Source organism: Kitasatospora sp. NPDC094019 (assembly GCF_044764505.1).
In the GTDB taxonomy this organism is placed as follows: domain Bacteria; phylum Actinomycetota; class Actinomycetes; order Streptomycetales; family Streptomycetaceae; genus Kitasatospora.
Genome location: NZ_JBIWIF010000008.1, coordinates 425,571 through 445,705, shown reverse-complemented (window position 1 = coordinate 445,705; position 20,135 = coordinate 425,571). Strand labels below are relative to the sequence as shown.

The following is a 20,135-nucleotide window of genomic DNA, read 5'->3' as shown; positions in this document are numbered from 1 at the left end:
CCTACCGTCCGCCGCATCCGTCCCGGGAGAACCACCATGGGCCGCCCCCTGTACCGCCGTACGGCCCTGATCGCCGGTCTCACCGCCGTCTCGCTCTCGCTGACGCTGTGTTCCTGCGGTCCCGGCAACGGCCCCGGCGCCGACGCCCGCGCCCTCCCGAGCTCGGTCGAGACGCCCAAGCTCACCGCGGTGGACATCAACCCGCACGAGCGCGCCGAGCTGCGCCAGGGCGGCACCCTGCGGGTCGCGGTGGCCCAGTACTCCACCCAGTGGTCGCCGGTGCAGACCGACGGCGGCGAGTCCTCCACCATCGCCGTCACCAAGCCGCTGCTGCCGACGTTCTTCCGCTCCGACGCGGCCGGCACCCAGACCCCCAACCCGGCCTACCTCCAGGACGCGCACAGCGAGCAGCGGGACGGCCGCCAGGTGGTGGTGTGGACGCTCAACCCGAAGGCCCACTGGTCCGACGGCGCCCCGATCACCTGGCGCGACATCGAGGCCAACTGGCGGGCGCTGAACGGCAAGGACCCGGCCTACCGGTCGGCCAGCAGCACCGGCTTCGAGCTGGTCTCGGCGGTCGAGCGGGGCAAGGACGACTTCCAGGCCGTGATGACCTTCGAGCGGCCGTTCTCCGAGTGGCAGTCGATGTTCAACGGGGCCGCCAACGCCCCGCTGCTGCCCGCGAGCCGGATCGCCACCCCCGAGCTCTTCAACACCGCCTACCTCGACGCCATCCCGGTCACCGCGGGCCCGTTCAAGGTGGAGCGGATGGACCGGGCGGCGCAGACCGTCACCCTGGTCGCCGACCCGGCCTGGTGGGGCGACAAGCCGCTGCTGGACCGGATCGTCTTCCGCGCGATGCTGCCCAACACGATGGCCGCCGCCTTCAACAAGGGTGATATCGACCTGTTCAACAACGGCCCGGACGTGGCCGGCTACCAGCTCGTCCGCAGCACCCCCGGCGCGGCCGTGCGCCGGGCCGGCGGGCCCGACTTCCGCCAGTTCACCCTGAACGGCCGCAGCCCCGCGCTGACCGATCCGTCCGTCCGCCAGGCCCTGTTCCAGGCGATCAACCGGGACGTCATCGCCCGCTCCGACCTGGCCGGGCTCGACTGGCCCACCGTCACCCTCAACAACCACCTGCTGGTGGCCAACCAGAACGCCTACCGGGACAACTCCCTCGGCCTCAGCCGCTACGACCCGGCCGAAGCGGTCCGAAAGCTCGACGCGGCCGGCTGGAAGCTCGACGGCGACGTCCGCCGCAAGGACGGCAAGGAGCTCAATCTGCGGCTGGTCATCCCCGCCGGCGTCACCCAGGCCCAGAACGAGGCCGCCGTCGCCACCGGCATGCTCAAGGAGGTCGGGGTGAAGGTCACCACGGTCACCGCCAACCCCAACGAGTACTTCGACAAGTACGTCAACCGGCGGGACTTCGACATCGCCGCCTACTCGCTGCTCGGCACACCGTTCCCGGCCAGCGGCAACCGGGCCAACTTCGTCCAGAACGGCGGCACCAACCACTCCCAGGCCGGCAGCCCCGCGGTCGACGCCGCGCTCGACCGGGCCTCCGCCGCGGGCGACGCGGCCGGCGCCTTCGAGGCCATCAACCAGGCCGACGCCGAACTCTGGAAGGTGGCCGGGGTCCTGCCGCTCTACCAGCGCCCGCAGCTGTACGGGGCCCGCGCCGAGCTCGCCAACATCGGCGCCCAGGGCCTGTCCGACATCGTCTGGGAGAACGTCGGCTTCCAGAAGTGACCCCGGCGGCCGACCCGGCGGCGGCCTTCGGGCCGACCGCCGGAGGGCCCCGGAGCCGCGCGGACTCCGGGGCCCCCGGGTGCGGTGCCGGGCACGGTCAGCCCGAACCGATCACGTCCCGCACCTCCGCGAAGTGGCAGGCCGACTCGTGCGCGGCCGGCCCGCGCAGCGTCGACGGCACGGCCAGCAGCGGAAGTTCCTCGGCGCACCGCTCCTCGGCCTTCCAGCAGCGGGTGCGGAAGCGGCAGCCCGACGGCGGGTTGGCCGGCGAGGGGATGTCGCCGCTGAGCAGGATCCGTTCCCGGTGCTCGCGCCCGGTCGGGTCGGGCACCGGCACCGCCGAGAGCAGCGCCTGGGTGTACGGGTGGGTCGGGTGGGAGTAGATCTCCTCCTCGGTCCCGATCTCGACCATCTTGCCGAGGTACATCACGCCGACGCGGTCGGAGATGTGCCGGACGATCGAGAGGTCGTGCGCGATGAACATGTACGACAGCCGGAAGTCGTTCTGCAGCTGCTCCAGCAGATTGATCACCTGCGCCTGGACCGACACGTCCAGCGCCGAGACCGGCTCGTCGCAGATGATCAGTTCCGGCTTGAGCGCCAGGCCGCGGGCGATGCCGATGCGCTGGCGCTGACCGCCGGAGAACTGGTGCGGATAGCGGTTGATGTACTCCGGGTTCAGCCCGACGACGTCCAGCAGGTCCTGCACCGCCCGGCGGCGGTCGCCCTTGGGCGCCACCTCGGGGTGGATCTCGAACGGCTCCCCGATGATGTCGCCGACCGTCATCCGCGGGTTCAGCGAGGTGTACGGGTCCTGGAACACCATCTGGATGTTCCGGCGCACCGCCTTCAGCCCGGAGCCGGAGAGCCGGGTGATGTCCTCGCCCTTGAACAGGACCTGGCCCGAGGTCGCCTTCTCCAGGTTCATCAGCACCTTGGCCAGCGTGGACTTGCCACAGCCGGACTCACCGACGATGCCCAGCGTCTCGCCCTTGACCAGCGAGAAGGAGACGCCGTCCACCGCCCGCACCGCGCCGACCTGCTTCTTGAGGACGATGCCCTGGGTCAGCGGGTAGTGCTTGACCAGGTCCCTGACCTCCAGGATCGGCTCAGCCATGGAGGGTCTCCTTCCAGAAGTGGCAGGCGCTGCGGCGGCCCGGCAGGTCGGCCCCCTCGGCGTCCAGCACCGGTACCAGGCGCGGGAGTTCGGTGTGGCAGACGTCCTGGGCCCGGTCGCAGCGCGGGTTGAACGCGCACCCCGACGGGATCCGCAGCAGGCTCGGCGGCAGGCCCTGGATCGCGTAGAGGTTCTGGCCCTTCTGGTCCAGCCGGGGGATCGAGTTGAGCAGGCCCCGGGTGTACGGGTGCGCCGGGCGGGCGTACAGCTCGTGCACGGGCGCCGTCTCCACGATCCGGCCCGCGTACATCACGGCGATCTTGTCGGCGACGTCGGCGACCACGCCGAGGTCGTGGGTGATCAGGATCAGGCCCATGTTGAACTCGGCCTGCAGCTCGGCGAGCAGGTCCATCACCTGGGCCTGGACGGTGACGTCCAGCGCGGTGGTCGGCTCGTCCGCGATGATCAGGTCCGGCTCCAGCGCCAGCGCCATGGCGATCATGATGCGCTGGCGCATACCGCCCGAGAACTGGTGCGGATAGTCGCCGACGCGCTGCCGGGCGGCCGGGATGCGCACCCGCTCCATCAGCTCGACGGCCTTCTCCTTGGCCTCCTTGCGGCCGGCCCCCTGGTGCACCCGGAACATCTCGCCGAGCTGGTAGCCGACGCTGAGCACCGGGTTCAGCGAGGACAGCGCGTCCTGGAAGATCATCGCGATCTTCCGGCCCCGCACCGCCCGCCGCGCCTTGGGGCTCATGGTGAGCAGGTTCTCGCCGCGGAACCGGATCGAGCCGTTGGTGATCCGCCCCGGCGGCATGTCGAGGATGCCCATGATGGCCTGCGCGGTCACCGACTTGCCCGAGCCGGACTCGCCGAGCACCGCCAGCGTCTCCCCCGCCGCCACCGAGTAGCTGACCCCGTTGACGGCCTTGGCGACGCCGTCCCGGGTGTGGAACTCGATGTGCAGATCGTCGACCTCCAGCAGGGGCGTGCCGGGCACCAGGTTCTCCCGGCGCCCGCCGAGCACCTGCACCGCCTCCGGGCCCTGCCCGGCCCCGTCCCTCACCGGTTTCGTCATGTCAGTCATGGTCCGCGGCCCTCCTCAGCGCAGCTTCGGGTCGAGGGCGTCGCGCACCGCGTCGCCGAGCATGATGAACGCCAGCACGGTGATGCTCAGCACGGCGGCCGGGAACAGCAGGACGTGCGGGGCGTTCAGGAAGCGGGCCTGGGCGTCACTGATCATCAGACCCCAGGAGATCGCCGGAGACTGGATGCCGATGCCCAGGTAGGACAACGCGGCCTCGGCGCCGATGTACACGCCCAGGTTGATGGTCGATACCACGATCACCGGGGCGACGGCGTTCGGCAGGATGTGCCGGCCGACGATCCGCCCGGTGCCCGCCCCGAGCGCCCGGGCGGCCACCACGTAGTCGTTGTGCTTGTTGGCCAGCACCGCCGAGCGCATCAGCCGGTAGATCTGCGGCCAGCCGAGCACGGCCATCACGGCGGAGACGGTCCAGGCGTTGCCCTCGCCCCAGGTGGACATGATCAGCATGCCGCCGAGCAGCAGCGGGATCGCGAAGAAGATCTCGGTGACCCGGGAAAGCACGCTGTCCCCGATCCCGCCGATCCAGCCGGCCCAGAGGCCGAGGCTGCCGCCGACCAGGACCACCAGGGTGGTGGTCACCATGCCGACGATGATGGAGTTGCGGGCGCCCCAGATGGTCCGGGTGTAGATGTCGCAGCCCTGGACGTCGAAGCCGAACCAGTGCGAACCACTGGGCCGCTTCAGCGAGTCGGCCAGGTTGCAGAAGCCGCCGGCGCGCGGGTCGCCGTCGGTGAACAGCTGCGGGGCGATCGCGAGGACGACCATGAACAGCACCAGGAACCCGCCGATCAGGAACAGCGGGCTGCGGCGCAGGTCCGTCCAGGCGTCGGTCCAGAGGCTGGCGACCCGTTCGGCCTTGGCGTCCGGCGCGGCGGCGCCCTTGGCGGTCGCGCCCCCGGCGACCGCGGCGGCCGCCTCGGCCGTGGGTCCGCCGGCGGCCGACCCGGAGCCCGACTGCCCCGGGACCGCCGCGCCCGTGTTCTCGCTCTTCGTCGGCTCACTCATAGCGGATCCTCGGGTCCAGGACGGCGTACAGCAGGTCGACCACCAGGTTGGCGAACAGGTAGACCATCACCAGGGCACTCACGATGCCCACGACGATGGTGCGTTCCCGCAGGTAGACGGACTGGAAGAGCTGGTGTCCGACGCCGGGGATGTTGAAGATGCCCTCGGTGATGACGGCGCCGCCCATGAGGCCGCCGAGGTCCATGCCCAGGAAGGTGACGATCGGGATCAGCGCGTTGCGCAGACCGTGCCGGACCACCACCCGCAGCGGGCTGAGCCCCTTGGCCACCGCCGTCCGGACGTAGTCGGCCCGCATGACCTCGATCAGGCTGGTCCTGGTGAGCCGGGCGACGTACGCCAGTGAGGTCGAGGCGAGGACGTAGCCGGGCAGCAGGTACGAACGGAAACCGGCCTCCTCGTTGAAGGAGACCGGGAAGAAGTCGATGCCGTAGTCGGTGTTGAGCTTCACCCCGATGACCAGTTGGAGCACGAAGCCGATCACGAAGACCGGGATCGAGATGACCATGAGGGTCGAGATCAGCACCACGTTGTCGATGAACTTGCCGCGCCGCAGGGCGGCGACCACGCCGGCGGTGACGCCCACCGCCATCTCGATGGCCAGCGCGACGAACGCCAGGTTGATGGTGTACGGGAAGGCCCGCTGCATCACGTCGACGACCTGGTTGCCCCGGTAGTCCTCGCCGAAGTCGCCCTTGAACAGGCCGGTCAGGTAGTCCCAGTACTGCACGAAGAACGGGTCGTCGAGGTGGTACCGGTCCCGGAGGACGGCCACGACGGCGGGGTCCTGCCTCTTCTCACCGGCCAGTGCGGCAATGGGGTCGCCAGGCAGCAGGAAGACCAGTGCGTAGATCAGGAACGTCGCGCCGAGGATCACAGGTATGGCCTGGATGATCCGGCGGACCACATAGCGGCCCATGCGGTCTCCTCATGATCGGGGCACGCCGGTGCCGGGCGGCGCGGGGGTTGCCCGCGCCGCCCGTTACGGCGTGCCGTTCGGACTGGACGGAGGTCAGGCCAGCTCGACGTTGGCCAGGTCGATGCGGTTCTGGGCGTCCACGACCACGTTCTTGACGGTCTTGGTGTAGGCCGCCGAGGTCATGTAGGTGTAGACCGGGATGTACGGCAGGTCCTTGATCAGGATGTCGTCGGCCTGCTGGTACAGCTTCTGGCCCTCCTCCACCGACTTCGCCTGGTCGGCCTGGTCCAGCAGCGCCTCGAACTGCTCGTTGACGTAGCCGCCGTAGTTCGAGCCGTTCTCGATCGCGACCTTGGAGAAGATCGGCCGCAGGTAGTTCTCCATCGACGGGTAGTCCATCTGCCAGGCCATCCGGAAGGCACCGGAGAACTGCTTGGCGCCCAGCGCGTCCAGGATCTTGCCGAACTTCTCGAACGGCTTGAAGGTGACCTCGACGCCCAGGTTCTTCTTCAGCTGGTTGCCGACGGCCTCCATCCACTCCTTGTGGCCACCATCGGCGTTGTAGCCCAGCTCGATGGTGTTGTTCGGGACGCCACCGACGGAGTCCCACAGCGCCTTGGCCTTGGCCGGGTCGTACTTCGCCGCGTCGCCCATGGCGCCCTTGCGGTAGCCCGGGATGATCGGGCTGATGAAGTCGTCGGCCGGGACGCGGGTGCCCGAGAAGATCGTCTTGGTGATCGCCTCGCGGTCGATCGCCATCGAGATCGCCTTGCGGACCTCCGGCTTGCCGTACGCGGTCGGGTTGGTCGCGATCGGGAAGCCGATGAAGCCGACGCCGGACTCCGGCTTGTAGATGTAGCGGTCACCGAATTCCTGGGCGACGGTCGCCATCGCCGAGATCGGGAGCTTGTTGGTGATCTGGATGTTGTTGGCCCGGAGATCGTTGTAAGCCGTTTCCAGCTTGTCGTAAATCTTGAACGTGACGGAATCCAGCTTGGCCTTTCCGTCCGCCTCCGGGAAGTTGTCGTAGCGCTTGATCTTGATCTGCTGGTTGTGCTCCCACTTCCCGTCCATCTGGAACGGGCCGTTGCCGATCGGGGACTCCTCGAAGCTCTTCTTGTCCTGGAAGAAAGCCTTCGGCAGCGGGTAGAACGCGGTGTAGCCCAGCAGGACCTTGAACTGCGAGAACGGGGCGCTCAGAGTGACCGTGAAGGTCTTGTCGTCGACGACCGTCAGGCCCTTGAGCTTGTCGGTGGTCGGCTTCTTGTCCTTGCCCGGAGACAGCTCCTCGGAGCCCTCGATCTTGGAGAAGAACGGCAGGCCCTCGGCCGCGTTGTCCTGGTTCGCGCCCCAGTTCCACGCGTCGACGAAGGACTGGGCGGTCACCTTCTCACCGTTGTGGAAGGTGTAGCCGTCCTTCAGCTTGATCGTCCAGACCTTGCTGTCGGGGGACTCGATCGACTCCGCGACGCGCAGCCCCGGCTCGTTCGTCTTGCGGTCGTACTCCACCAGGCCGGCGAAGATCTGCGCCAGCACCTGGGCACCCTCGGACTCCGCGGTGTTCTGCGGGACCAGACCGTGCTGCGGCTCACCCGACTCGATGCTGATCGAGCCGCCCTTCTTGCCCGACCCGTTCGCCCCGTCGGTGGACTTCTTGTCGCTGCTGGTGCTGCACGCGGAGATGGCGAGCGCGGTGCACGCGGCCAGCGCGGTCCAGCGCATCGTCTTGGTGAGCCTCATTCAACTGCTCCTCGTTTTAGGGGCTTAGGAACGAACGGCGCCCCGCCAGTCGGTGTGCCGCGCACGGCGGGGGTCGACATCTCAGGGCCGATCCGCACAGCCGGCGAGGTGACCACTGATACGCGCAGAGCAACTATCGATCACCCGACCCCTTCGGTGGAATCGCCCTCACATCTCTTTTCAATTACATGCCGGGACCAACCCGTGACAATACTCGGCAAATTCCGCCATATCGCGCACGGAATCATCGGCTCCGCTTTCCGGATAACGGACCGATAGCACCGGTATTCGAATATTTACGAAGCGTAATGATCTATTTCGATGATCACCCGGAGACGCCGGCCGGAATTACCGCAGGTCGGCGGGTGGACAAAACAGGAGCGCGCCCTCCAGAAGGAGGACGCGCTCCGCCGACGGGGTCCGGCCCCGCTGTCAACCGCTTTCCGACCGCTCCCCCGGAGCCGTTCCCCCGCGCTCGGCCGCGAAATGGCAGGCCGAGTCGTGCGCGGCGAGCCCGGCCAGCCCGCCCGGTACCGCCAGCAGCGGGACCTCCGTCGCGCACCGTTCCTGCGCCTTCCAGCAGCGGGTGCGGAAGCGGCAGCCCGACGGCGGGTTGGCCGGCGAGGGCACGTCCCCCGTCAGCACGATCCGGTCCCGGGACTCGCGCGCCGTCGGATCCGGCACCGGCACCGCCGAGAGCAGTGCCTGGGTGTACGGATGGGTGGCGTGCTCGTAGATCTCCAGATCGCTCCCGATCTCGACCATCCGACCGAGGTACATCACCCCGACCCGGTCGGAGATGTGCCGGACGATGGAGAGGTCGTGCGCGATGAACATGTAGGAGAGCTCGAACTCCCCCTGCAACTGCTCCAGCAGGTTGATCACCTGGGCCTGGACCGAGACGTCGAGGGCCGAGACCGGCTCGTCGCAGATGATGATCTCGGGCTTGAGCGCCAGGCCGCGGGCGATGCCGATGCGCTGGCGCTGACCGCCGGAGAACTGGTGCGGGTACCGGTTGATGTACTCCGGGTTCAGCCCGACGACGTCGAGGAGGTCCTGGACCGCCTTGCGGCGGTCGCCCTTGGGCGCCACCTCGGGGTGGATCTCGAACGGCTCCCCGATGATGTCGCCGACCGTCATCCGCGGGTTCAGCGAGGTGTACGGGTCCTGGAACACCATCTGGATGTTCCGGCGCACCGCCTTCAGCCCGGCGCCCGACAGCTTGGAGATCTCCTCGCCCTTGTACTTCACCGAGCCGCCGGTGGCCGGCTCCAGGTTCATCAGCACCTTGGCCAGCGTGGACTTGCCGCAGCCGGACTCACCGACGATGCCCAGCGTCTCGCCCTGCATCAGGTCGAACGAGACCCCGTCGACCGCCTTCACCGCGCCGATCTGCTTCTTGAACAGCACGCCCTTGGTGAGCGGGAAGTGCTTGACCAGGTCGCGGACCTCGAGGATCGGCTCGCCGCGCACCACCTCCCGGCCGAAGGCGGCCTCCGCCGGCGAGTCGAGTGCGCCGGCCCCGTCAACGGTCATGGAGGGTCTCCTTCCAGAAGAAGCAGGCACTGCCGCGCCCGGCCAGCTCGGTGCCGTCGTCCCCGGTGACCGGGAACAGCGCCGGCACCTCCTGTCGGCAGATGTCCTGGGCCCGCGGGCAGCGCGGGTTGAAGGCGCAGCCCGGTGGGATCCGCAGCAGGTTGGGCGGCAGGCCCTTGATCGCGTACAGCTCCTGGCCCTTCTGGTCCAGGCGCGGGATCGAGTCCAGCAGGCCCCGGGTGTACGGGTGCGCCGGGCGCGCGTACAGCTCGTGCACGGGCGCCGTCTCCACGATCCGGCCCGCGTACATCACGGCGATCTTGTCGGCGACGTCGGCGACCACGCCGAGGTCGTGGGTGATCAGGATCAGCCCCATGTGGAACTCGGCCTGGAGCTCCGCGAGCAGGTCCATCACCTGGGCCTGGACGGTGACGTCCAGGGCGGTGGTGGGCTCGTCCGCGATGATGAGGTCCGGCTCCAGCGCCAGCGCCATGGCGATCATGATGCGCTGGCGCATACCGCCCGAGAACTGGTGCGGATAGTCGTTGACCCGGTCCTTGGCGGCGGGGATGCGCACCCGCTCCATCAGCTCGACGGCCTTCTCCTTGGCCTCCTTGCGCGAGCTCTTGTGGTGCGCGCGGAACATCTCGCCGAGTTGGAACCCCACGGTCAGCACGGGGTTCAGCGAGGACAGCGCGTCCTGGAAGATCATCGCGATCTTCTGCCCGCGGATCCGCCGCCGCCGCTCCTTGTCCATCACCAGCATGTCCTCGCCGCGGAAGCGGATCTCGCCGCGGGGGATCCGGGCCGGCGGCATGTCGAGGATGCCCATGATGGCCTGCGCGGTCACCGACTTGCCCGAGCCGGACTCACCGAGCACCGCCAGCGTCTCTCCCGCCCGGACGCTGTAGCTGACCCCGTTGACCGCCCGGGCCACCCCGTCCCGGGTGACGAACTCGACGTGCAGATCGCGCACGTCGAGCAACGGGCCCTCGTACGGTGCCTCCCGGCGGGAGGTGCCGGTGTCGACTGCTGTGCTCACGATGCGTCCCCTCGCTCAGCGAAGCTTCGGGTCGAGGGCGTCGCGCACCGCGTCGCCCAGCATGATGAAGGCCAGGACGGTGATGGAGAGCGCCGCGGCCGGGAAGAAGAGCACGTACGGCGCCGTCCGGATCACCTTCTGGGCCGAGGAGATGTCGATGCCCCAGGAGATGGTCGGGTCCTGCAGGCCGATACCGAGGAAGCTCAGCGTCGCCTCGGTGGCGATGTAGCCGCCGAGCGCGATGGTGGCGACCACGATCACCGGGGCGACCGCGTTCGGCAGGATGTGCCGGAACATCAGCCGTCCGGTGCCGGCACCGAGCGCCCGCCCGGCCATCACGTAGTCGGCCTGCTTGACGGTCAGCACCGCGCCGCGCATGACGCGGGCGATCTGGGTCCAGCCCAGCACGCCCAGCGCGACGACCACCGTCCACACCGTGCGGGTGGAGAAGGCGTTCAGCAGGACCAGCGCGCCCAGCAGCAGCGGGATGCCGAAGAAGATGTCGATGATCCGGGAGAGCAGCGCGTCCACCGCGCCGCCGAAGTAGCCGGCCACCATGCCGCACAGCCCGCCGAGCAGGGTGACCGTGGCGGTCACGAAGATGCCGACGGTGATCGAGGCCCGGGCGCCGTAGACCACCCGGGCGTAGATGGAGCGGCCCTGGCCGTCGTAGCCGAACCAGCCGGCGCCGAAGAAGTCCGTCCAGTCCGGCCGCTTCAGGTAGTCGTTGACCAGGTCGGCCTTGCGCGGATCGGCGTCGGTGAACGCCCCGGGGAAGACCGCCATCACGATCAGCAGCAGGATCAGCACCGCCGAGATCAGGAAGATCGGGCGCCGCCGGAGGTCCCGCCAGGCGTCGCCCCAGAGGCTGCGGGCCTCTTCCCGCTTCTCCGGGTCCGGCTCGACCAGGGTCTCCTGCTCGACCGCCATGCCTTGTTCACCGGCGTAGTCCAGGTGGTCCACTCCAGGCTTGGGGTGCCGCTCGAAGGAGCTCTCGTCGTGGATGTCAGGCATAGCGGATCCTCGGGTCCAGGACCGCGTAGAGCAGGTCGACGACGAGGGAGGCAACCAGGTAGACGATCACCAGTACGGTGACGATGCCGACCACGGTGGGTCCCTCCTTCTGGTTGATCGCCCGGTACAGCACGTTGCCGACGCCCTGCACGTTGAAGATCCCCTCGGTCACGATCGCGCCGCCCATCAGCGCGCCGAGGTCGGTGCCGAGGAAGGTGACCACCGGGATCAGCGAGTTGCGCAGCAGGTGGCGGGTGACGATGGTGCGCCGGGGCAGGCCCTTGGCGACCGCCGTGCGCATGTAGTCGGCCCGCAGGTTCTCCCCGATCGAGGTCCGGGTGAGCCGGGCGACGAACGCGAGCGAGAGCGAGCCCAGCACGACGGCGGGCAGGATCAGCTGCGAGAGGTCCTTGGAGTTCTGGACCGTCGGGGTGACCCAGCCCAGATTGGTGGCGAAGATCGTCTGCGCGATGTACGCCAGCACGAAGACCGGGATCGAGATCACCAGCAGGGTGAGCACCAGGACCAGGGTGTCCTGGATGCTGCCGCGCTTCAGCCCGGAGACCAGGCCGAGCAGCAGTCCGAAGACCAGCTCGAAGGCGAAGGCCATCAGGGCCAGCCGGATGGTGACCGGGAAGGCGTCCGCCATGATGTCGCTGACCGGGCGGCCGGTGAAGCTGGTGCCGAAGTCCCCCTGGAAGAGGTTCCCCATGTAGTGCAGGTACTGCTTCCAGATCGGCTGGTCCAGGTAGTACTTGTGCTTGAGGCCGGCCACCACGGCGGGGTCCGCGGCCTTGTCCCCGAACAGCGCCGAGACCGGGTCGCCCGGCAGCGTGTAGACCATCAGGAAGATCAGCAGCGTGGTGCCGAAGAACACCGGGATCATCTGCAGCACCCGCCGCAGCACATAACTGCCCATTCGAGCCTCCTTCCTAGGGATGTGGTCGAGTGCCCGGGGCCCCGCCCTCCGTGCGGGAAGGGCGGGGCCTGCGCGGGGGAGCTCGTCAGCCCTTGACCTCGACCTGGGTCCAGGCCGGGTTGCCGAAGGAGTCGAACTTCACGTTCTGGACCTTGGTGGAGTAGCCCGAGGTGGTGCGGTAGTACCAGAGCGGGATGGCCGGCATGTCACCGGCCAGTACGGCCTCGGCCTGCTGGTAGCCGGTCACCGAGTCGGCCACGCTGGCGGCCTGGTCGGCCTGGGTGGCGAGCTGGTCGAACTGCGGGCTGCTGTAGCCGAAGTCGTTGGACGCGGCGCCGGTGCGGTAGACGTCGGCCAGGAAGTTGGCGTTCAGCGGGTAGTCCTGGACCCAGCCGGTGCGGAAGGCGCCGTTGATCTGGTGGCCGGTGATCGCCGCGCGGGCGGTCTTGAAGTCGGGCCTGGGGTCACCCACGCAGTCGACGCCGGTGCTCTGGCGGATCGAGTTGCAGACCGCGTCGACCCACTCCTTGTGGCCGCCGTCGGCGTTGTAGGTGATGGTCAGCCTGTTGCCGGGGACGCCGCCGCCCTCGGTCACCAACTGCTTGGCCTTGGCCGCGTTGAAGGTGCAGAACTCGCCGCACTGGCCGTCCTTGTAGCCCTCGACGCCCTCGGCCACCCAGGCGGTGGCCGGCTTGCGCGAGCCCTGGAGCACCGTCTTGGTGATGGTGTCGCGGTCGATCGCCATCGACAGGCCCTGGCGGACCTTCGCCTTGTCCGGGGATGCCCAGTCGGCCTGGTAGAGCGTGAAGCCGATGTTCTGGATCGCGCCCTGGGGCGCGTCCACGGCCCGGTCCCCCAGGTCGGTCTTGTAGGTGGCCAGGGCGGACGGCGGCACCTGGTCCATCACGTCCAGGTTGTTGGACTGGAGGTCCGCGTAGGCGGCCTCGGCGGTGCTGTACATCTTGAAGACGACGCCGCCGTTCTTCGGCTTGTCCACGCCCTGGTAGTCCGGGAACGCCTTGGTGACCAGCTGCTGGTTGTGGTCCCAGCTGACGAACTGGTACGGGCCGTTGCCGACCGGCTTCTGCCCGTACCCGGCCGGGTCGTTGAAGAAGGCGTCGGGCAGCGGGGAGAAGGCGATGTAGCCGAGCTTGTACTCGAAGTACGAGACCTTGCCGGTCAGCTTGACCGTGAAGTGCAGGTCGTCGACGACGGTGAGCCCGGACATCTTGTTGGCGGCCGGCTGGCCGCTCGCCGGGTGGACGTCCTGGTAGCCCTCGATGTCGGAGAACCAGCTGCTGTTGATCTGCGTGTTGGTGCTGGTCGCGGCCCAGTTCCAGGCGTCGACGAAGTTCTTCGCGTGCACCGGGGTGCCGTCGTGGAACTTCCAGCCGTCCTTCAGCGTGATGTTGAAGGTCTGCGAGTCGCTGGTGTCGATCTTGTCCGCGACCTGCATCCGGATCTTCGCGTTCGAGGGGTCGTAGTCGACCAGCCCCTTGAAGAGGTTCTGGATGATGCGTCCGCCGCCGGTCTCGTTGGCGTTGGCCGGCTGCAGGGGGTTCTGCGGCTCACTGCTCTGGTAACTGAAGGTCTTGCTGTTGTCCGACGAGCCGCTGCTGCCGCCGCTGCCGCTGCTGCTGCACCCGCTGGCCACCAGGGCCACGGACGTCGCTGCGGCGAGGACCCATCGAGCACGGGTGGCCAGGGGCATGGAGGTCCCTCCTCAAGGTGTGTGACGCATCACACCCCATGAGAAGCGCGCCGCCGTGGCGGCGCGAGTCGGGTACCCCCGGACGGGTGCACGGCCGCCGCACCCGGTTGACGCCCCGTCCCCCCGGACCGGGGAACGCCGGAGGGGCCCGTGCCGCGAACGGCTACGGGCCCCTCCGGGCGGGATCGGACGCGGGATCAGGCCGCGGCCGGCTCCCGCACCTCCGCGAAGTGGCAGGCCGACTCGTGCTTGGCCGCGCCGCTGAGCACCTCGGGCACCGCCAGCAGCGGGACCTCGGTCGAGCACCGCTCCTCGGCCTTCCAGCAGCGGGTGCGGAAGCGGCAGCCCGACGGCGGGTTGGCCGGCGAGGGGATGTCACCGGTCAGGATGATCCGGTCCCGGGACTCACGGGCCGTCGGGTCCGGCACCGGCACCGCGGAGAGCAGTGCCTGGGTGTACGGGTGGGTGGCGTTCTCGTAGATCTCCTCGTCCGTGCCGATCTCGACCATCTTGCCGAGGTACATCACGCCGACGCGGTCGGAGATGTGCCGGACGATGGAGAGGTCGTGGGCGATGAACATGTAGGAGAGCTCGAACTCGTTCTGGAGCTGCTCCAGCAGGTTGATCACCTGGGCCTGGACCGACACGTCGAGGGCCGAGACCGGCTCGTCGCAGATGATGATCTCGGGCTTGAGCGCGAGGCCGCGGGCGATGCCGATGCGCTGGCGCTGACCGCCGGAGAACTGGTGCGGGTACCGGTTGATGTACTCCGGGTTCAGGCCGACGACGTCGAGGAGGTCCTGGACCGCCTTGCGGCGGTCGCCCTTGGGCGCCACCTCGGGGTGGATCTCGAACGGCTCGCCGATGATGTCGCCGACCGTCATCCGCGGGTTCAGCGAGGTGTACGGGTCCTGGAACACCATCTGGATGTTCCGGCGGACGGCCTTGAGGCCGGCACCGGACAGCTTGGAGATGTCCTCGCCCTTGAACAGGACCTGGCCGGAGGTGGCCCGCTCCAGGTTCATCAGCACCTTGGCCAGCGTGGACTTGCCACAGCCGGACTCACCGACGATGCCGAGGGTCTCGCCCCTCGCCAGGTCGAAGGAGACGCCGTCGACGGCCTTGACGGCGCCGACCTGCTTCTTGAACAGGATGCCCTGGGTCAGCGGGTAGTGCTTGACCAGGTCCTTGACCTCCAGGATGGGCTCAGCCATGGAGGGTCTCCTTCCAGAGGTGGCACGCGCTGCGGCGGCCGGTGAGCTCCTTGCCGTCCTTGTCGGTCACCTGGTGCAGCTTCGGGATCTCCGTGCGGCACAGGTCGGTGGCGACGTCACAGCGGGGGTTGAACGCGCAGCCGGCCGGGACCTTGAGCAGGTTCGGGGGCAGGCCCTTGATCGCGTACAGCTCCTGGCCCTTCTGGTCCAGGCGCGGGATCGAGCGGAGCAGGCCCTTGGTGTACGGGTGCGCCGGGTTGGCGTACAGCTCGTGGACCGGGGCGGTCTCGACAATCCGGCCGGCGTACATCACGGCGATCTTGTCCGCGACGTCGGCGACCACGCCGAGGTCGTGGGTGATCAGGATCAGGCCCATGTTGAACTCGGCCTGCAGCTCCGCGAGCAGGTCCATCACCTGGGCCTGGACGGTGACGTCCAGGGCGGTGGTGGGCTCGTCCGCGATGATCAGGTCCGGCTCCATGGAGAGCGCCATGGCGATCATGATGCGCTGGCGCATACCGCCGGAGAACTGGTGCGGGTAGTCACCCACGCGCTGCCGGGCGGCGGGGATGCGCACCCGCTCCATCAGCTCGATGGCCTTCTCCCGGGCCTCCTTCTTGGAGGAGCCGCGGTGCACCCGGAACATCTCGCCGAGCTGGGCGCCGACGGTCATCACCGGGTTCAGCGAGGACAGCGCGTCCTGGAAGATCATCGCGATCTTCTGGCCGCGGATCTGCCGGCGGTTCTCCTCGGTCATCGTGAGCATGTCCTGCCCACGGAAGAGGATCTGGCCCTGGCTGATCTTGCCCGGCGGCATGTCGAGGATGCCCATGATGGTCTGGGCGGTCACCGACTTGCCGGAGCCCGACTCGCCGAGCACGGCCAGCGTCTCGCCGGCCGCCACGGAGTAGTTGACGCCGTTCACGGCCTTGGCGACGCCGTCCCGAGTGTGGAACTCCACGTGGAGGTCCTTGACCTCCAGCAGCGGGGTGCCAACCTCCAGGCGGCCGTTCTTCTGGTTCTTCTCGATCACGGTGGTCATCGGGTCGTCACCTCTTCTCTCAGCGGAGCTTCGGGTCGAGGGCGTCGCGGACCGCGTCGCCGAGCATGATGAAGGCCAGTACGGTGACGCTCAGTACGGCCGACGGGAAGAGCAGGACGTGCGGCGCGTCGAGGAAGCGGACCGACGCGTCACTGATCATCAGGCCCCAGGAGATCTCCGGCGGCTGGACGCCGATGCCCAGGTAGGAAAGGGCGGCCTCGGCACCGATGTAGACACCCAGCGAGATCGCGGACACGACGATCACCGGCGCGATGGCGTTCGGCAGGATGTGCCGGAAGGTGATCCGGCCGGCGCCGGCGCCGAGGGCGCGGGCGGCCATCACGTAGTCGTTGTTCTTGTTGGCCAGCACCGAGGCGCGCATGATGCGGAAGATCTGCGGCCAGCCGAGCACGGTCATGACGACCGAGACGGTCCAGGCGTTGCCCTTGCCGAGCATCGACATGATCAGCATGCCGCCGAGCAGCAGCGGGATCGAGAAGAAGATCTCGGTGAAGCGGGACAGGATCGAGTCGACGATCCCGCCCTTCCAGCCGGCCAGCAGGCCGAGCAGGGCGCCGACCAGCGTGACCATCGAGGTGGTCAGGACGCCGACGATGATCGAGTTGCGGGCACCCCACACCGTGCGGGTGTAGATGTCGCAGCCCTGGACGTCGAAGCCGAACCAGTGCTCGGCGCTCGGGCGCTTCAGCGAGTCGGCCAGGTCGCACGCGTTGTTGTCGAACGGGCTCCCGTCCGTGAACCAGCCCGGCACGACGGCCAGGATGATCAGGAACGACACCAGCGCTGCGCCGATGATGAAGACAGGGTTGCGGCGCAGGTCGCGCAGCGCGTCGGTCCAGAGGCTGGCGACGCGCTCCGGCTTCTGCTTCTTCTCCGGCGAGGACTTGGGGGTGTTGTCCCCGGAAGGGGCCTCGGCGCCCTTGGTGATGGTCTCACTCATAGCGGATCCTCGGGTCGAGCACGGCGTACAGCATGTCCACGAGCAGGGTGGTGACCAGGTAGATCATCACCAGCAGCGTCACGACGCCGACGATGATCGTGCCCTGCTTCTGGTACACGGCCTGGGCGAGCAGACCGCCGATGCCGTGAATGTTGAAGATCTTCTCGGTGATGACCGCGCCGCCCATCAGACCGCCGAGGTCGGCACCGAGGAAGGTGACGATCGGGATCAGGGCGTTGCGCAGTGCGTGCCGTCCGATGACCCGGCGCTTCTTCAGGCCCTTGGCGACCGCGGTGCGGACGTAGTCCGCGCGCATCGTCTCCATCAGGCTGGTGCGCGTCAGTCGGGCGACGTACGCGAGCGAGGTCGAGGCCAGGACGAAGGCCGGCAGCAGATAGCCGCGCAGGCCGTCCTCCTCGTTGAACGAGACGGAGAAGATCTCGATGCCGTAGTCGTTCTTCAACTTGACGCCGAGGACGAGCTGGAGCACGAAGCCGGTGACGAAGACCGGGATCGAGATCACGAACAGCGTGCTGATGAGGACCAACTGGTCCAGGAACTTGCCCTTGCGCAGGGCCGCCATGACGCCCGCCAGCACACCGATGATCGCCTCGATGACAAAAGCCACGATGGCGAGGTTGACGGTGAACGGGAACGCCTCGCTGATCATGTCGCTCACCTGGCGACCCGTCAGGCTCTCGCCCAGGTTCCCCTGGAAGACGCCCGTGATGTAGTTCCAGTACTGGAGCAGGAACGGGTCGTTCAGGTGGTACTTCTGGCGGATCATCTCCGCCACGATCGGGTCGGCCTTCTTCTCACCGGCCAGCGCCTGCACCGGGTCACCGGGCAGGCTGAAGCACAGCCAGTAGATCAGGAACGTCGCGCCGATCAGGACAGGGATCGCCTGTATCAGTCGGCGGATCACATAGCGGCCCATCAGACCTCCACACTTTCGGACAAGGAAGGGAGGCGGGAGGACCCGGACTGTAGTCCGGTCCACCCGCCCCCGATCGTCTGATTAACCGGATCAGCCGGCGAGCTCGACCTCGTCCAGGTTCATGCGACCCTGGGCGTCGGTGTCGAAGTTCTTGATCTTCTTGCTGTACGCCGCGGACGACATGTAGGTGTAGACCGGGATGTACGGCAGGTCCTCGATGAGGACGTCATCGGCCTGCTGGTACAGCTTCAGGCCCTCCTCCGGGCTCTTCGCCTGGTCGGCCTGGTCCAGCAGCGACTCGAACTTCTCGTTGACGTAGCCGCCGTAGTTCGAGCCGTTCTCGATCGCGACCTTCGAGAAGATCGGACGCTCGTAGTTCTCGATCGACGGGTAGTCCATCGACCACGCCATGCGGAAGGCACCGGAGTACTGCTTCTCGCCCAGCGCGTCCAGGATCTTGCCGAACTTCTCGAACGGCTTGGTGGTGACCTCGACGCCCAGGTTCTTCTTCAGCTGGTTGGCGACGGCCTCGATCCACTCCTTGTGGCCACCATCGGCGTTGTAACCCAGCTCGATGGTGTTGTTCGGGACGCCACCGACGGAGTCCCACAGCGCCTTGGCCTTGGCCGGGTCGTACTTCGCCGCGTCGCCCATGGCGCCCTTGCGGTAGCCCGGGATCAGCGGGTTGACGAAGTCGTCGGCCGGGACGCGGGTGCCCGAGAAGATCGTCTTGGTGATCGCCTCGCGGTCGATCGCCATCGAGATCGCCTTGCGGACCTCCGGCTTGCCGTAGGTGGCCGGGTTCGTGGCGATCGGGAAGCCGATGTAGCCGACGCCGGACTCCGGCTTGTAGATGTAGCGGTCGCCGAACTCGCCCTTGACCGTGCCCATGGCCGAGATCGGGAGCTTGTCGGTCGCCTGGATGTTGTCGGCGCGCAGGTCGTTGTACGCCGTCTCCAGCTTGTCGTAGATCTTGAAGGTGACGCCCTGCAGCTTCGCCTTGCCGTCGGAGGCCGGGAAGTTGTCATAGCGCTTGATCTTGATCTGCTGGTTGTGCTCCCACTTGCCGTCCATCTGGAACGGGCCGTTGCCGATGGGGGCCTCTTCGAAGGTCTTCTTGTCCTGGAAGAACGCCTTCGGCAGCGGGTAGAACGCGTTGTAGCCCAGCATGGTCTTGAACTGGGAGAACGGGTTCGTCAGGGCGACCGTGAAGGTCTTGTCGTCGACGACCGTCAGGCCCTTGAGCTTGTCGGTGGCCGGCTTCTTGTCCTTGCCCGGGGCCAGGTCCTCGGAGCCCTCGATCTTGGCGAAGAACGGCAGGCCCTCGGCCGCGTTGTCCTGGTTGGCGCCCCAGTTCCAGGCGTCCACGAAGGACTGGGCGGTCACCTTCTCACCGTTGTGGAAGGTGTAGCCGTCCTTCAGCTTGATCGTCCAGAGCTTGCTGTCGGGAGACTCGATCGACTCGGCGACGCGGAGCTTCGGCTCGTTGGTCTTGGTGTCGTACTCGATGAGGCCGGCGAACAGCGCGCCCAGGACCTCGGCACCCTCGGACTCCGCGGTGTTCTGCGGGATCAGACCGTGCTGCGGCTCACCGAGCTGAACGGCGATGGTGCCGCCGCCGGAGGCAGCCTTGTCGGTGCTCTTCGAGCTGGTGCTGCAGGCGGTCGCCGCGAGAGCGATCGCGGTCGCTGCCACGAGCCACTTGGTCTGGGTTGCACCACGCATGGGGGGATGCCTCCTGAATTCGACTTTCCAACGAGGAGAGCACCGCGGTCGGTTGTCGCCGGTCCGCTGTGCCGTCCGCGCTCGTGGTTTCGGCGCGCACCCCTGCGCGTTAACCCTTGACCCGAGCCTGACTGCACCCACTATGTGTCACCCACGGACACGAAAGTGACCACTACCGATCTCAATTAGGTCACATGAACGGTCGGTAAGTTTCGAAAATCGGACATAAGAGACATACTCAGACAGGCATCAAACGGACAGTCGTCATGAATGACGGACTGTCACGTTCGCTCAGCGGACACCTGAGCGTGGTAAGCGCTATTCCGTTAATACCCGCTCCGACATCGGCGAGTAGTTGAAAAAGTTCGCCCC

The 20,135-nt window shown here is 67.8% G+C and carries 16 protein-coding genes; 1 reads left to right on the top strand and 15 read right to left on the bottom strand.

Annotated elements, in window-relative coordinates; genetic code table 11:
- The first annotated feature begins 36 nt into the window (after positions 1-36).
- Complete coding sequence (locus ACIQ9P_RS21110; protein ID WP_402357975.1) at positions 37-1,755, top strand: ABC transporter family substrate-binding protein; 1,719 nt, start codon at positions 37-39, stop codon at positions 1,753-1,755.
- Positions 1,756-1,852: 97 nt separating this feature from the next.
- Here ACIQ9P_RS21110 and ACIQ9P_RS21105 read toward each other — a convergent pair whose 3' ends face one another.
- The 15 genes from ACIQ9P_RS21105 to ACIQ9P_RS21035 form a co-directional block, all read right to left on the bottom strand.
- Positions 1,853-2,872 (bottom strand): ABC transporter ATP-binding protein, encoded by a 1,020-nt coding sequence (locus ACIQ9P_RS21105; RefSeq protein ID WP_402357972.1) that lies wholly within the window; start codon positions 2,870-2,872, stop codon positions 1,853-1,855.
- Positions 2,865-3,959: an ABC transporter ATP-binding protein gene (locus ACIQ9P_RS21100; RefSeq protein ID WP_402357969.1), complete on the bottom strand. Its 1,095-nt coding sequence runs from the start codon at positions 3,957-3,959 to the stop codon at positions 2,865-2,867. The genes ACIQ9P_RS21105 and ACIQ9P_RS21100 overlap by 8 nt, the downstream gene beginning before the upstream one ends.
- A gap of 15 nt (positions 3,960-3,974) precedes the next feature.
- Positions 3,975-4,985, bottom strand: coding sequence for an ABC transporter permease (locus ACIQ9P_RS21095; protein WP_402357966.1), 1,011 nt, complete (start codon positions 4,983-4,985; stop codon positions 3,975-3,977).
- Positions 4,978-5,922 (bottom strand): ABC transporter permease, encoded by a 945-nt coding sequence (locus ACIQ9P_RS21090; RefSeq protein ID WP_030397128.1) that lies wholly within the window; start codon positions 5,920-5,922, stop codon positions 4,978-4,980. Before ACIQ9P_RS21090 ends, ACIQ9P_RS21095 begins: the two co-directional genes overlap by 8 nt.
- A 93-nt stretch (positions 5,923-6,015) precedes the next feature.
- Positions 6,016-7,662, bottom strand: a complete 1,647-nt coding sequence (locus ACIQ9P_RS21085; protein ID WP_402357963.1) for an ABC transporter substrate-binding protein — start codon at positions 7,660-7,662, stop codon at positions 6,016-6,018.
- Positions 7,663-8,094: 432 nt separating this feature from the next.
- Positions 8,095-9,198: an ABC transporter ATP-binding protein gene (locus tag ACIQ9P_RS21080; protein ID WP_402357960.1), complete on the bottom strand. Its 1,104-nt coding sequence runs from the start codon at positions 9,196-9,198 to the stop codon at positions 8,095-8,097.
- Positions 9,188-10,240, bottom strand: a complete 1,053-nt coding sequence (locus tag ACIQ9P_RS21075; RefSeq protein ID WP_402357957.1) for an ABC transporter ATP-binding protein — start codon at positions 10,238-10,240, stop codon at positions 9,188-9,190. Before ACIQ9P_RS21075 ends, ACIQ9P_RS21080 begins: the two co-directional genes overlap by 11 nt.
- Before the next feature lie 15 nt (positions 10,241-10,255).
- On the bottom strand, positions 10,256-11,170 hold the full coding sequence (locus ACIQ9P_RS21070; protein ID WP_402358036.1) for an ABC transporter permease: 915 nt from the start codon (positions 11,168-11,170) through the stop codon (positions 10,256-10,258).
- A 76-nt stretch (positions 11,171-11,246) separates the two neighbouring features.
- Positions 11,247-12,173, bottom strand: coding sequence for an ABC transporter permease (locus ACIQ9P_RS21065; RefSeq protein WP_402357954.1), 927 nt, complete (start codon positions 12,171-12,173; stop codon positions 11,247-11,249).
- Between the two features lie 85 nt (positions 12,174-12,258).
- Entirely contained in the window at positions 12,259-13,884 is a 1,626-nt protein-coding gene (locus tag ACIQ9P_RS21060) for an ABC transporter substrate-binding protein (protein ID WP_402357951.1), read from the bottom strand.
- 197 nt (positions 13,885-14,081) lie between these two features.
- Positions 14,082-15,098, bottom strand: a complete 1,017-nt coding sequence (locus ACIQ9P_RS21055) for an ABC transporter ATP-binding protein (protein WP_093860686.1) — start codon at positions 15,096-15,098, stop codon at positions 14,082-14,084.
- Complete coding sequence (locus tag ACIQ9P_RS21050; RefSeq protein ID WP_402357947.1) at positions 15,091-16,140, bottom strand: ABC transporter ATP-binding protein; 1,050 nt, start codon at positions 16,138-16,140, stop codon at positions 15,091-15,093. The genes ACIQ9P_RS21055 and ACIQ9P_RS21050 overlap by 8 nt, the downstream gene beginning before the upstream one ends.
- Before the next feature lie 19 nt (positions 16,141-16,159).
- Positions 16,160-17,101 (bottom strand): ABC transporter permease, encoded by a 942-nt coding sequence (locus ACIQ9P_RS21045; protein ID WP_402357944.1) that lies wholly within the window; start codon positions 17,099-17,101, stop codon positions 16,160-16,162.
- Positions 17,094-18,038, bottom strand: coding sequence for an ABC transporter permease (locus ACIQ9P_RS21040; RefSeq protein ID WP_093860689.1), 945 nt, complete (start codon positions 18,036-18,038; stop codon positions 17,094-17,096). Before ACIQ9P_RS21040 ends, ACIQ9P_RS21045 begins: the two co-directional genes overlap by 8 nt.
- Positions 18,039-18,128: 90 nt before the next feature.
- Entirely contained in the window at positions 18,129-19,763 is a 1,635-nt protein-coding gene (locus ACIQ9P_RS21035) for an ABC transporter substrate-binding protein (protein ID WP_402357941.1), read from the bottom strand.
- Positions 19,764-20,135: the final 372 nt, after the last annotated feature.

Excerpts from the sequence above, each read along its gene's own strand:
- ACIQ9P_RS21060 (WP_402357951.1), bottom strand. The coding sequence starts at position 13,884 with ATGCCCCTGGCCACCCGTGCTCGATGGGTCCTCGCCGCAGCGACGTCC.
- ACIQ9P_RS21100 (WP_402357969.1), bottom strand. The coding sequence starts at position 3,959 with ATGACTGACATGACGAAACCGGTGAGGGACGGGGCCGGGCAGGGCCCG.
- ACIQ9P_RS21070 (WP_402358036.1), bottom strand. The coding sequence starts at position 11,170 with ATGGCGGTCGAGCAGGAGACCCTGGTCGAGCCGGACCCGGAGAAGCGG.
- ACIQ9P_RS21090 (WP_030397128.1), bottom strand. The coding sequence starts at position 5,922 with ATGGGCCGCTATGTGGTCCGCCGGATCATCCAGGCCATACCTGTGATC.
- ACIQ9P_RS21065 (WP_402357954.1), bottom strand. The coding sequence starts at position 12,173 with ATGGGCAGTTATGTGCTGCGGCGGGTGCTGCAGATGATCCCGGTGTTC.
- ACIQ9P_RS21055 (WP_093860686.1), bottom strand. The coding sequence starts at position 15,098 with ATGGCTGAGCCCATCCTGGAGGTCAAGGACCTGGTCAAGCACTACCCG.
- ACIQ9P_RS21080 (WP_402357960.1), bottom strand. The coding sequence starts at position 9,198 with ATGACCGTTGACGGGGCCGGCGCACTCGACTCGCCGGCGGAGGCCGCC.
- ACIQ9P_RS21085 (WP_402357963.1), bottom strand. The coding sequence starts at position 7,662 with ATGAGGCTCACCAAGACGATGCGCTGGACCGCGCTGGCCGCGTGCACC.
- ACIQ9P_RS21050 (WP_402357947.1), bottom strand. The coding sequence starts at position 16,140 with ATGACCACCGTGATCGAGAAGAACCAGAAGAACGGCCGCCTGGAGGTT.
- ACIQ9P_RS21035 (WP_402357941.1), bottom strand. The coding sequence starts at position 19,763 with ATGCGTGGTGCAACCCAGACCAAGTGGCTCGTGGCAGCGACCGCGATC.
- ACIQ9P_RS21095 (WP_402357966.1), bottom strand. The coding sequence starts at position 4,985 with ATGAGTGAGCCGACGAAGAGCGAGAACACGGGCGCGGCGGTCCCGGGG.
- ACIQ9P_RS21110 (WP_402357975.1), top strand. The coding sequence starts at position 37 with ATGGGCCGCCCCCTGTACCGCCGTACGGCCCTGATCGCCGGTCTCACC.
- ACIQ9P_RS21040 (WP_093860689.1), bottom strand. The coding sequence starts at position 18,038 with ATGGGCCGCTATGTGATCCGCCGACTGATACAGGCGATCCCTGTCCTG.
- ACIQ9P_RS21045 (WP_402357944.1), bottom strand. The coding sequence starts at position 17,101 with ATGAGTGAGACCATCACCAAGGGCGCCGAGGCCCCTTCCGGGGACAAC.
- ACIQ9P_RS21105 (WP_402357972.1), bottom strand. The coding sequence starts at position 2,872 with ATGGCTGAGCCGATCCTGGAGGTCAGGGACCTGGTCAAGCACTACCCG.